The organism is Sphingomonas sp. Ag1 (assembly GCF_000980895.1).
GTDB classification, from domain to species: domain Bacteria; phylum Pseudomonadota; class Alphaproteobacteria; order Sphingomonadales; family Sphingomonadaceae; genus Sphingomonas; species Sphingomonas panaciterrae.
The window spans coordinates 25,768-36,906 of sequence record NZ_LAZX01000076.1; the positions used below are offsets into that span (position 1 = coordinate 25,768).

At 67.9% G+C, this 11,139-nt stretch carries 11 protein-coding genes; 8 read left to right on the top strand and 3 right to left on the bottom strand.

Annotated features, from left to right (window positions below):
* Nucleotides 1-3 precede the first annotated feature (3 nt).
* Together XM50_RS03080 and XM50_RS03085 are read right to left on the bottom strand one after the other, a co-directional pair.
* Complete coding sequence (locus XM50_RS03080) at nucleotides 4-2,223, bottom strand: DUF6504 family protein (RefSeq protein WP_052742393.1); 2,220 nt, start codon at nucleotides 2,221-2,223, stop codon at nucleotides 4-6.
* On the bottom strand, nucleotides 2,132-2,887 hold the full coding sequence (locus XM50_RS03085; RefSeq protein ID WP_046407293.1) for an ImuA family protein: 756 nt from the start codon (nucleotides 2,885-2,887) through the stop codon (nucleotides 2,132-2,134). The genes XM50_RS03080 and XM50_RS03085 overlap by 92 nt, the downstream gene beginning before the upstream one ends.
* 221 nt (nucleotides 2,888-3,108) lie before the next feature.
* Between XM50_RS03085 and XM50_RS03090 the strand changes: the two genes are divergently transcribed.
* The 3 genes from XM50_RS03090 (at nucleotide 3,109) to XM50_RS03100 (ending at nucleotide 7,008) form a co-directional block, all read left to right on the top strand.
* The gene (locus XM50_RS03090; RefSeq protein WP_046407296.1) at nucleotides 3,109-4,395 is read left to right on the top strand and encodes a 3-methyl-2-oxobutanoate dehydrogenase (2-methylpropanoyl-transferring) subunit alpha; all 1,287 of its coding nucleotides are present in this window, start codon (nucleotides 3,109-3,111) and stop codon (nucleotides 4,393-4,395) included.
* Nucleotides 4,396-4,588: 193 nt separating this feature from the next.
* Nucleotides 4,589-5,593 (top strand): alpha-ketoacid dehydrogenase subunit beta, encoded by a 1,005-nt coding sequence (locus tag XM50_RS03095; RefSeq protein WP_046407317.1) that lies wholly within the window; start codon nucleotides 4,589-4,591, stop codon nucleotides 5,591-5,593.
* A 104-nt stretch (nucleotides 5,594-5,697) separates the two neighbouring features.
* Entirely contained in the window at nucleotides 5,698-7,008 is a 1,311-nt protein-coding gene (locus tag XM50_RS03100) for a dihydrolipoamide acetyltransferase family protein (protein WP_046407298.1), read from the top strand.
* 49 nt (nucleotides 7,009-7,057) lie between these two features.
* On the opposite strand, the gene XM50_RS19935 is transcribed toward XM50_RS03100, so the two are convergent.
* Nucleotides 7,058-7,201: a lmo0937 family membrane protein gene (locus XM50_RS19935; RefSeq protein WP_125945859.1), complete on the bottom strand. Its 144-nt coding sequence runs from the start codon at nucleotides 7,199-7,201 to the stop codon at nucleotides 7,058-7,060.
* Nucleotides 7,202-7,437: 236 nt separating this feature from the next.
* Here XM50_RS19935 and rimP point away from each other — a divergent pair, with 236 nt between their 5' ends.
* From rimP to XM50_RS03125, 5 genes are all read left to right on the top strand, one after another.
* Nucleotides 7,438-7,989 (top strand): ribosome maturation protein RimP, encoded by a 552-nt coding sequence (gene rimP / locus XM50_RS03105; protein ID WP_046407300.1) that lies wholly within the window; start codon nucleotides 7,438-7,440, stop codon nucleotides 7,987-7,989.
* Nucleotides 7,989-9,620: a transcription termination factor NusA gene (gene nusA, locus XM50_RS03110; RefSeq protein WP_046407302.1), complete on the top strand. Its 1,632-nt coding sequence runs from the start codon at nucleotides 7,989-7,991 to the stop codon at nucleotides 9,618-9,620. The genes rimP and nusA overlap by 1 nt, the downstream gene beginning before the upstream one ends.
* Nucleotides 9,620-9,856 (top strand): tautomerase family protein, encoded by a 237-nt coding sequence (locus XM50_RS03115; RefSeq protein WP_046407304.1) that lies wholly within the window; start codon nucleotides 9,620-9,622, stop codon nucleotides 9,854-9,856. Before nusA ends, XM50_RS03115 begins: the two co-directional genes overlap by 1 nt.
* Before the next feature lie 72 nt (nucleotides 9,857-9,928).
* Nucleotides 9,929-10,675, top strand: a complete 747-nt coding sequence (locus XM50_RS03120; protein ID WP_046407305.1) for a DUF448 domain-containing protein — start codon at nucleotides 9,929-9,931, stop codon at nucleotides 10,673-10,675.
* Nucleotides 10,672-11,139: translation initiation factor IF-2 associated domain-containing protein (locus XM50_RS03125; protein WP_046407306.1), on the top strand; the 468-nt coding region annotated here is incomplete at its 3' end. The genes XM50_RS03120 and XM50_RS03125, both read left to right, overlap by 4 nt.

Sequence of the window (11,139 nt, forward strand, 5' to 3'; positions counted from 1 at the left end):
GGATCATGCAAAGGTGCCATGGATGTACCAGCTGAGATCGCCCGTTTCCGCGCGCTCGCCATCGCCGCGGCGGAACAGCCAGAAGCGGTGGCCCTGTTCGTCCTCGACTCGGAAATAATCGCGCACCCCGTCGCGCTCGCCCGCGCGGCGCCACCATTCGCCAGTGATCCGTTCGGGGCCGTCGGAATGGGTGACGCGATGCGGGCGGCCGCGCCAAGTGAAGCGGCGCGGCGCATGATCGGGCATTTCGGCCATGACGTGGTCGATCGGCTCGGGACGGCGCAGCAATCGCGCGGGGCGCGGCCAGCGCGGGTGCCAGGCATGATCGGGCGTGCGGCCGTCGAGCTGGCGCACGTCGTCGCGCTTCAGGCGGGTGGTGGCGGTGGCGGGGGGATCGAGTGGCGGTAGCGGGGCGACTGAGCGTTCGGGGACGTCGCTTTCGATCGGCTGGTGCCGCCACAAACGCGTCGGGCCGATGCGATTGGCGAGCGTGTCGACCAAAGGGGCAAGATCGGGCGCCTGCTGTTCGGCAAGCGCCGCGCCCAGCGTTTCGGGACCGAGCGGGTCGGCGCGGACGAGGTGGAGCGTCAGCGCGTCGAGGCCGTAGCCAACGTCGATCTCCTCGATCCGGCGGGCGATGAGACGCAGCAGGTGCGACGGTTCGCGGCTGGCGCGGGCAAGGCCGATGCGGATGACTTGATCGGTCGAATCCACACGCGCGGCGACGAAGGCGAGCGAACGGGCGCCGACCCCTGCCCTGGCCAGCGCTGCCGCCAGATCATCGACGAGGCCGGCGAGCCAATGGCCGATCGCATCAGCGGTGGCGATCGGTTCGGCGAAGCGGCGGGTGACGGCGATCGGCTGCACCGGGATGATCGGATCGAGCGGTTCTGGCAGGGCGCCGGTCGCCTGGTCGAGCCGCTGCGCGATCGTCTTGCCGAAGCGGCGGACGAGCGGGGCGCGGGGCATCGCCATGAGCTCGCCGATCGTCTCCACGCCGAGCCGGGCGAGCAATTCGCGCGCGCCATCGGCGAGGCGAAGCGCGGTGACCGGCAGCGGGACGAGCGCGGCGACATGCGCGCCGGGGGGGATGATCGCAGCGGGCGCAGCCTGACGGGCGAAGGCCCAGGCGGCGCCCGCGGTGTCGGCGATCGCCAGCTGCGCGGTGATGCCGAGCCGGGCGAGCAGGCGCAGCAGGCGGCGCGCCATCGCTTCCTCGCCGCCGTGGAGGTGCGCGGTGCCGCTGATCTCGAGGAACAGGCCGTCTTCGCCCGAGAGCGCAACGACCGGGCACCAGCGGCGGGCGAGCGCAGTGGCGAGGCGGTGCAGATCGGCGAGGTCGCCGGCGGCATCCGCGTCGCGCACGTCAATGTCGGGCACGGCGGCGCGCGCCTGGGTCAGCGCCATGCCCGGCGTGAGGCCGAGGGCGCGTGCCTCGGGCGAGGTGGCGGCGATTTCGATGCGGCTGCCGATCTTGTGGACGGTGATCAAGGGCGGCGGAAGTTCTCGAACATTGCGTTTGTGAGGTTTGGGGGCGGGATGTTGGAGATTGCTGGCGCGGGCGACGGTGTTGGCGAGGGTGCGGCCGGTGTCGAAAAAGGGTGCGACGCCGGGGACCCGCGCGCCGGCATCGTTGGAGCCACAGCGGGCGTATTTGTCGGGATGGGGTCCCTCGCCGGGGTAGCGGACGCTGGGCATGGCGTTCCACCGTGCGAGCGCGGCGGCGGCGCGGTCGTCGGCGTTGGGATCGAGGCCGTCGAAGCCGCGCCAGCGAGTGTTGGGCACGTCCTCGGGATCGGGGCCCACGGGTAGCGTCGTGGGCACGGGGCGCGCGCCTTCGTCCGGCGGCATGGCGCGGAAGGGATGGTCGGCGGCCTCGCTGCGGCGGCCCATTTCGCGCATCGGCGGGCGCTGATGCGCGGGCATCGCCTCCACCTGGCGTGCGACATCGGCGCGCGTCGATTGCGACCAGCGCTTCTCAACAGGCGCAGACGCATCGCTGCGCGCCCAGCGCGCGCCGGGGCGCCAGCCGGTGTTCTTCGGCGCGTCGCATTGCAGCACCTGTTCCTCGGCCACCGCCGCCGTCAGCGGCGCGAGATCGAGCGGCCCTGAATCGAGCGAATTGCCCGGTTCAGGCCGCGGCGTTGGTGCGCGGCGACGCTCGGCCCGGCGCACGCGATCGATCGCCCAGTGCGGCAGGTAGAGCGAGACGACCCGTGTCATCGCAGGCCTCCAGCAAAGTGTCGAAAGGGTCGCCGCCGCGTTGCCGCACCAGCGAGACGGCCCAGCGCGGGCGGCCCATGCTGCCGCAGCGCAGGGGAACGGAGGGGGCGGAAGCGATCCGCCAGCGGGTGAGCGCCGCGGAGGGCGGGGCCAGCGGATCGGCATCCTCGCGCGCATGGCGGCGCAGGAGGAGCGCGATCGTGCGGCCCCCTTCGGCGGCGAGTTGCAGCCGGCGGGTGGCAGACATGGCAGCGCGCTTCACCTCGCCGATCACCGCGCCAAGACCGCGGTGGCGCAGCCCTTCCTCCATCAGCGCGAGCACTTCGGCATCGTCGCGCGCCTCGGCATAAAGGACGCGTTCGGGGGATAGGCCCACCTGGTAGAGGCCGGGGGCGAACAGATCGCGCCGGCGCACGACCCACAGGATCGGACCCCAGGCGCGCGCGGCAATCCCCGCCATGAACAAGGTGGCGGCCGAATCATCGCACATGTCGGCGCCCTTCGCCGCAACCTCGTGCAGCCCATCGAGCCGCAGCCCGCCGTCGGCGAGCCGCGAGTCCATATCCGCCACGCCGAAGGGCAGCGTCTCGCGCCGGCGATGGCCGTCGCCCTCGATGGCGCGGAGCGTTTCTCTCAGCTCGGCAATGGTGGCAGGGGATGGCACGGGCACGACTCACTCAAAACTCACGTTCCTCTTTTGTTCCTACAACCGGCGGAGTCAATCGTGCGACTCGAAACCATGATCCATGACGGTTTCGGCGGACGAAAAGGTCGTGTCACATTTCCTTGCATCGCAGACGCTGGCGCTGTGCGTTGAAATTTTATAACAAGGATTCGATCTGCTCACCGGCGCGTTGTCCGGTGCAACAAGTAACCGGAGAAACTATGGCGGACGCCGCCCGCAGCAATCTGCCCCCGCTCGCGCTGCATGTGCCCGAGCCCAAGTTCCGCCCCGGCGACACGGTCGATTTTTCGGATGTGGAGATCCCCGCCGCGGGATCGGTGCGCCGCCCGGACACTGCCGAGGACGCGCGCGGGTTCACCGACCTCGTCTATACGATGGTCCGCGTGCTCGATGACGACAATCGCGCGGTCGGCCCGTGGGATCCCAAGCTGTCGCCCGATACGCTGCGGCGGATGCTGCGCCATATGGCGACGGTGCGCGCGTTCGACGAACGCATGTTCCGCGCGCAGCGGCAGGGCAAGACGAGCTTCTACATGAAGTCGCTGGGCGAGGAGGCGGTGGCCGTGCCGCAGGCCTATGCGCTCGACGCCGACGACATGTGCTTTCCGTCGTACCGCCAGCAGGGTCTGCTGATCGCGCGCGGGTGCCCGCTGGTCGACATGATGAACCAGATCTATTCGAATGCGGGCGACAAGCTGCAGGGCAAGCAGCTGCCGATCATGTATTCGGAGAAGCGCTTCAGCTTCTTCTCGATCTCCGGCAACCTGACGACGCAATATCCGCAGGCGGTGGGCTGGGCGATGGCGTCGGCATCGAAGGGCGACACGCGCATTGCCGCCACCTGGTGCGGCGAGGGATCGACGGCGGAGGGCGACTTCCACTCCGCGTTGACCTTTGCCACCGTCTATCGCGCACCGGTGATCTTCAACGTCGTCAACAACCAATGGGCGATTTCGAGCTTTTCCGGCTTTGCCGGCGCGGAGGCGACGACCTTTGCCGCGCGCGCGGTTGGCTATGGCATCGCTGGCCTGCGGGTCGACGGCAATGACGCGCTGGCGGTCTATGCCGCCACGCAGTGGGCGGCGGAGCGTGCGCGGACCAACCAGGGCCCCACGCTGATCGAGCATTTCACCTATCGCGCCGAAGGGCATTCCACGTCCGACGACCCGTCGCAATATCGCAGCGCGGGCGAGCCGACCGCATGGCCGCTGGGCGACCCGATCCGCCGGCTGAAGGATCACCTGATCACCATCGGCGAATGGGACGAGGAGCGCCAGGCGGCGATGGACAAGGAAGTCGCCAACGAGGTGAAGGCCGCGCAGAAGGAAGCCGAGAAGAACGGCATCCTTGGCCATGGCCTGCACCAGCCGCTCGACACGCTGTTCGACGGCGTGTTCGAGGAGATGCCGTGGCATCTGCGCGAACAGCAGGCGCAGATGATCGCCGAGGAAGAGGAAAGCGGGCGACCGTGGGCGCGCAAGAAGTGAGCGCTGCGACGGTGAGTGCCGCCGCCCCGACGGCGAACAGCCACGGCCGCGCCCCCGGCGGCTCTTTCGACATGATGCGTTTATGGATCCCCGCCTGCGCTGGGATGACGGAGTTGGCCTGGTGAGTGACGTGATCGAGACGAACGCGGAAAATACGGCGGTGGAGACTGACGCCGCCGGCGCCACCCAGCGCATGAACATGATCCAGGCGATCAATTCCGCCATGGACGTGTTGATGGCGCGCGACCCCGACGTCGTGGTGATGGGCGAGGACGTGGGCTATTTCGGCGGCGTGTTCCGCGCGACGGCCGGCCTGCAGGCGAAATATGGCAAGACGCGCGTGTTCGATACGCCGATCACCGAGATCGGCATCATCGGCGTCGCGATCGGCATGGGCGCGTACGGGCTGCGCCCGGTGCCCGAGATCCAGTTTGCCGATTACATCTACCCCGCGCTCGACCAGCTGGTGAGCGAGGCGGCACGGCTGCGCTATCGCTCGGACGGGGAATTCACCGCGCCGATCACGGTGCGCTCGCCGTTCGGCGGCGGCATTTTCGGCGGGCAGACCCATTCGCAGAGCCCGGAGGGGATCTTCACCCACGTCTCCGGCCTGAAGACGGTGATTCCGTCGACGCCCTATGACGCCAAGGGGCTGCTGATCTCCGCGATCGAGGACAATGATCCGGTCATCTTCTTTGAGCCCAAGCGCATCTACAACGGCCCGTTCAACGGCCATTGGGATCGCCCGGCGGCGAACTGGTCAAAGCATCCCGCGGGCGAAGTGCCGACCGGCTATTACAAGATCCCGCTGGGCAAGGCGGCGGTCGTGCGCGAGGGCCAGGCGGTGACGATGCTGGCCTATGGCACGATGGTTCACGTCTGCGCCCAGGTGGTCGAGGATACCGGCATCGACGCCGAGATCATCGACCTGCGCACGCTGGTGCCGCTCGACATCGAGACGATCGAGGAGAGCGTGAAGAAGACCGGGCGCTGCCTGATCGTGCATGAGGCGACGCGCACCGGCGGGTTTGGCGCGGAACTGTCGGCGCTGGTGCAGGAGCGGTGCTTCTATCACCTGGAAGCGCCGGTGGAGCGCGTGACCGGGTTCGACACGCCGTATCCGCACAGCCTGGAATGGGCGTATTTCCCCGGCCCCGTGCGCATCGGCATGGCGCTGAAAAAGATCATGAAGGACTGACACCCAGTCCCACCCGCCCCGTCCGTCCCGCGCGAAGTCGAGGGGCGGGGCTTCGCGAGACAGTGTCTCGACTTCGCTCGACACGAACGGATTTGGATCAGGCTATGGCGCGTTTCACCTTTAAGCTGCCCGATATCGGCGAAGGCATTGCCGAGGCGGAGATCGTCGGCTGGCATGTCGCGGTGGGCGACCGGGTCGAGGAAGACCAGAATATCGCCGACATGATGACCGACAAGGCGACGGTCGAGATGGAATCGCCGGTGTCGGGCGTCGTGGTCGAGCTGGCCGGCGAGGTCGGCGACCAGATCGCGATCGGCGCGATGCTGGTGGTGATCGAAACCGACGCCGATGCGTCGGTCGAGCCGGAGGGCGAGACCGCGGCGGAGGTCGAGCAGAAGCTGGGCGGCGCGCACGAAGCCGCGGCATTCGAGGCGGAGAATCCCGGCGTCGAGGACGTGGTGGAAGCGGCGCCGGCCACTCCGGCTCCGGCTCCGGCTGCATCGGTGGCTGCTGCGCCGGTTGCCGAGGTGGCGCCTGCCGCGGCGTCGGCGGCTCCTGTTCTGGCCTCCCCGGCGGTGCGCGCGCGGGCGAAGGATCTGGGCGTCGACCTCTCGCAGGTGAAGGTGTCGGAGGGTGACCGCATCCGCCACGCCGACCTGGACGCCTATCTGCGCTATGCCGGCGGGCAGGGCTATCATGCGCCGCATGCCAGCCGCGCGCGCGAGGACGAGCAGGTCAAGGTGATCGGGATGCGCCGCCGTATCGCCGAGAACATGGCCGCGTCGAAGCGCAACATCCCGCACTTCACCTATGTCGACGAAATCGACGTCACCGCGCTGGAGGAGATGCGCGCCGACCTGAACGACAATCGTGGCGGGCGGCCGAAGCTGACCATGCTGCCGTTCCTGATCGTCGCGATCTGCCGCACCTTGCCGCAGTTCCCGATGCTCAACGCGCGTTACGACGACGAGGCGGGCGTGGTGACTCGGTCGGGCCGGGTGCACCTGGGCATGGCGGCGCAGACCGATGCAGGCCTCACCGTGCCGGTGATCCGCGATGCGCAGGACAAGAATGTCTGGCAGCTGGCAGCCGAGATCGGGCGTCTCGCGGAAGCGGCGCGCACGCAGAAGCTGAAGCCCGAGGAGCTGGGCGGCGGGACGATCACCGTCACCTCGCTTGGGCCGCTGGGCGGGATTGCGACGACTCCGGTGATCAACCGGCCGGAAGTGGCGATCATCGGGCCGAACAAGATCGTCGAGCGGCCTGTATTCCGGGGCGATGACATTGTGCGCGCCAAGCTGATGAACCTGTCGATCAGCTGCGACCATCGCGTCGTCGATGGCTGGGATGCGGCAAGCTATGTCCAGGCGGTCAAGAAGCTGCTCGAGACGCCGGTGATGTTGTTCGCCGACTGAGGCGCGGATGCGTCACCCCGGGACGGATCCCGGGGTGAAGCCACCGGATCTAGACGCGGCGGCCGGTGAAGAGCTGCACCAGCCCGACGATCAGCGCGATCACCAGCAGGATGTGGATCAGGCCGCCAGCGACATGCAGGCTGAAGCCGAGGAGCCATAGGACCAGCAGGATGACAACGATCGTCCAGAGCAAAGCGCGTTCCTTTCCCAAGTGATATGTGGTGAACGATGCCGCGGGCGGCCCGTTCCGACCTTCTTGGCAACATTTTGAAACATTGCCGGCGCGGATGATCCGGGAAGGACAGTGGGGGATTGCCCCTCATCACATCCCGATCTATATTGACCGTGCTTTCTCTTACATCGCCAGATGCAAGGGGTCGCGGGGCAGGGCTCCGCGGCGGCAACAACCTGTGTGTATGTGGAGACCCGATGGCGGATTTGGCCGCGCTGACCCAGATGATCGAGACCGAGGCCAAGGCACTCGGGTTCGACCTCGTGCGTGTCGCGCTGTTCGGCAAGGGTGACGAGCGCACGCTGCAGGTGATGGCGGAGCGGCCGGACACGCGGCAGCTGACGATCGACGATTGCGCCGATCTGTCGCGCCGGATCTCCGACGTGCTCGACGCGCTGGAGGAAGAGGGGCGGGACCCGATCGAGGGCGCCTATCGCCTAGAAGTGTCGAGCCCCGGCATCGATCGCCCGCTGACGCGCCTGTCGGATTATGCTGACTGGACCGGGCATGAGGCGAAGCTGACGCTGGACGCGCCGCTCGACGGGCAGAAGCAGTTCCGTGGCGAGATCGTCGGCGTCGAGGGTGAGGAAATCACCATCCGCAATCGTACGGGCTCGGTGGCCAACGTTCCCTTCGCGCGGATCACCGACGCGAAGCTGGTGCTGACCGACAAATTGATCGCTGCAACCGTCCCGCTCTCCGTCGAGGGCGCGGAAGAAGAAGAAATCGAAGCAGAGGAAACCGAGTAATGGCTACCGGCGTCACCGCGAACCGTGCGGAACTGATCGCGATCGCCAACAGCGTCGCCAGCGAGAAGATGATCGACAAGGCGATCGTCATCGAGGCGATGGAGGATGCGATCCAGCGTGCGGCGCGTACCCGCTACGGCCAGGAAATGGACATCCGCGCAAAGCTGGACCCGAACAACGGTGACCTTCGCCTGTGGCGTGTCGTCGAAGTGGTCGAGCAGGTCGACGACATCTACAAGCAGGTCGACGTCAATGGCGCGCAGAAGCTGCAGAAGGGCGCGACCGTCGGCGACTTCCTGGTCGATCCGCTGCCGCCGATCGAATTCGGTCGCATCCAGGCGCAGGCTGCCAAGCAGACCATCTTTCAGAAGGTTCGCGATGCCGAGCGCGAGCGCCAGTATGAGGAATTCAAGGACCGCGCCGGCGAGATCATCACCGGCGTCGTGAAGCGCGTCGAGTTCGGCCACATTGTCGTCGACCTGGGCCGCGCCGAGGGCGTCATCCGCCGCGACCAGCAGATCCCGCGCGAAGTGGTGCGTGTGAACGACCGCATCCGGTCGCTGATCCTGAAGGTGGTGCGCGAGAACCGCGGGCCGCAGATCTTCCTGTCGCGCGCGCACCCCGACTTCATGAAGAAGCTGTTCGCGCAGGAAGTGCCGGAAATCTACGACGGCATCATCGAGATCAAGGCCGCCGCGCGCGACCCGGGGAGCCGCGCGAAGATCGGCGTCATCAGCCACGATTCGTCGATCGATCCGGTCGGCGCATGCGTCGGCATGAAGGGTAGCCGCGTTCAGGCCGTCGTGCAGGAAATGCAGGGCGAGAAGATCGACATCATCCCGTGGTCGCCGGACATCGCGACCTTCGTCGTCAACGCGCTGCAGCCGGCGAACGTCAGCCGCGTGATCATCGACGAGGAAGAAGAGCGGATCGAAGTGGTCGTTCCCGACGACCAGCTGAGCCTTGCCATCGGCCGCCGTGGTCAGAACGTGCGCCTGGCGTCGCAGCTGACCGCCAAGGCGATCGACATCATGACCGAGACCGATTCGTCGGAGAAGCGTCAGCAGGAATTCGTCAGCCGGTCGGAAGCATTCCAGAACGAGCTGGACGTCGACGAGACGCTGGCCCAGCTGCTGGTGGCCGAAGGCTTCACCGAGCTGGAAGAGGTCGCCTATGTCGAGCTGGACGAGCTGGCGGCGATCGAAGGGTTCGACGAGGATCTGGCGCAGGAGCTGCAGAGCCGTGCCGCCGAGGCGATCGAGCGTCGCGAGCAGGCCAATCGCGAAGCGCGCCAGGCGCTGGGCGTCGAGGATGCGGTGGCGCAGCTGCCGCACCTGACCGAAGCGATGCTGGTCACGCTGGGCAAGGCCGGGATCAAGACGCTGGACGATGTCGCCGACCTCGCCACCGACGAATTGATCGAGAAGAAGCGTGCCGAGCCGCGCCGCCGCAACGAGGACGCACCGCGCCGTCCCGAGCACAAGGGCGGTGTGCTGGGCGAATATGGCCTGACCGAAGAGCAGGGCAATGAGATCATCATGGCTGCCCGTGCGCATTGGTTCGATGATGAGGAGGCCGCGCCGGCCGATGCCGCGGCGGCCGATGTTGCGACGGAGGAGTCGGAGGCCTGATGCCGTTCGTGTCGATCAGACTGGCAGGCTCCGCATCCAAGGAGCAGAAGGCGGGGATCGTGGCTGACGTCACGTCCTCGCTGGTCACGCGGCTGGGCAAGAATCCGGCCGCGGTCCAGATCGTGATCGAGGAAGTTTCGACGGAGAATTACGGTGCCGGCGGCGTGCTGATCGTTGATCGCGACTCGCCTGCCGCACCGAAAGAGGGAGACGCGCATGCGGAACCCTCACAATGATCGGCTAACGATCCGCAGCGCCAACCAACATCAGGCCGGCAGCCACCAGGTTGCCGGGCGGGAGGCGCGCGCATGAGCGATCCTGTCCGTACCTGCATCCTGTCGCGCGAGGAAGCGCCGCGCGACGGCCTGGTCCGGCTGGTGCTGGCGCCTGACGGACGCGTGCTGCCCGATGTGCGTGCCAAGGCGCCGGGGCGCGGGGCGTGGATCGGCGTGACCGCGGCAGAGCTTGCCGCCGCCCAGGCGAAGGGCAAGCTGCGCGGGGCGCTGGCGCGGGCGTTCAAGACCGGCGAGATGATCATTCCCGATGATCTGCCCGCGATGATCGCCACCGCGCTGGAGCGCCAGGCCCTCGACCGGCTGGGGCTGGAATCGCGCGCGGGCACCGTGCTGACCGGATCGGACCGCATTGCCGAGGCAGCGCGCGCCGGGCGGCTACACGCATTGTACCATGCCGCGGACGCGAGCGAGGACGGGCGGCGCAAGCTGGCCCAGGCCTGGCGAGTCGGGTCCAACCGCGAGGGTAGCGGACTGGGGGGCTTGGTTCTGCCGATACCACGCCCCATATTGTCGATGGCGCTGGGCCGCGAAAACGTGGTACATATCGGCGTCACCGACCGCATGGCGGCCGGCAGGTTGAGAGACGCGCTCGATCGCTGGCGCCGCTTTATCGGCCCTGATAGCCCAGAAGCTCATCAAAGTGATACTTTGGTGGGTGGTCTGACCTCCGCACCTTGCGCAACGGCCGCGCAAGGCGCATCGGCGCCCGAGCTTTCCGGGCATGTACCGGCCGTGACGACACACGAGGAATTTGAGTGAGCGAGACCGACAACGATAAGCCGAAACTTGGCATGCGCGCGCCTCTGGGCGTCCGACGCACCGTCGAGACCGGCAAGGTGAAGCAAAGCTTCAGCCACGGCCGCTCCAATACGGTGATCGTGGAAACCAAGAAGGCCCGCACCTTCCGCAAGCCGGGTGACCCCGCGCCGACGGAGCAGGTTGCCGCGCCGGCACCGGCGGAAGTCGAGGCGCCCTCCGCGCCCGCACCGCGCGCTGAGCCGCCCGCACCGCCGCGCGCCCCGTCCAACGAGACCCCGCAGGAGCGGCAGGCCCGCCTGCTGCGCGAGGCCGAGGAGCAGCGCATGCGTGCGCTGGAGGAACAGCGGCACCGCGAGGAGGCCGAGCGTGCCCGCGCGGCCGAGGAAGAGAAGCGCCGCGCCGAGGAGCGTGCCGCTGCTGCCGCCGCGGCCGAGGCTGCGCCTGCGCCCGAGGCTGCTCCGGCG

Bases quoted from the DNA above. Each gene is read 5' to 3' on its own strand.
- XM50_RS03080 (WP_052742393.1), bottom strand. From the start codon at position 2,223: ATGACACGGGTCGTCTCGCTCTACCTGCCGCACTGGGCGATCGATCGC.
- XM50_RS03090 (WP_046407296.1), top strand. From the start codon at position 3,109: ATGGCGGACGCCGCCCGCAGCAATCTGCCCCCGCTCGCGCTGCATGTG.
- XM50_RS03095 (WP_046407317.1), top strand. From the start codon at position 4,589: ATGAACATGATCCAGGCGATCAATTCCGCCATGGACGTGTTGATGGCG.
- XM50_RS03100 (WP_046407298.1), top strand. From the start codon at position 5,698: ATGGCGCGTTTCACCTTTAAGCTGCCCGATATCGGCGAAGGCATTGCC.
- rimP (WP_046407300.1), top strand. From the start codon at position 7,438: ATGGCGGATTTGGCCGCGCTGACCCAGATGATCGAGACCGAGGCCAAG.
- nusA (WP_046407302.1), top strand. From the start codon at position 7,989: ATGGCTACCGGCGTCACCGCGAACCGTGCGGAACTGATCGCGATCGCC.
- XM50_RS03115 (WP_046407304.1), top strand. From the start codon at position 9,620: ATGCCGTTCGTGTCGATCAGACTGGCAGGCTCCGCATCCAAGGAGCAG.
- XM50_RS03120 (WP_046407305.1), top strand. From the start codon at position 9,929: ATGAGCGATCCTGTCCGTACCTGCATCCTGTCGCGCGAGGAAGCGCCG.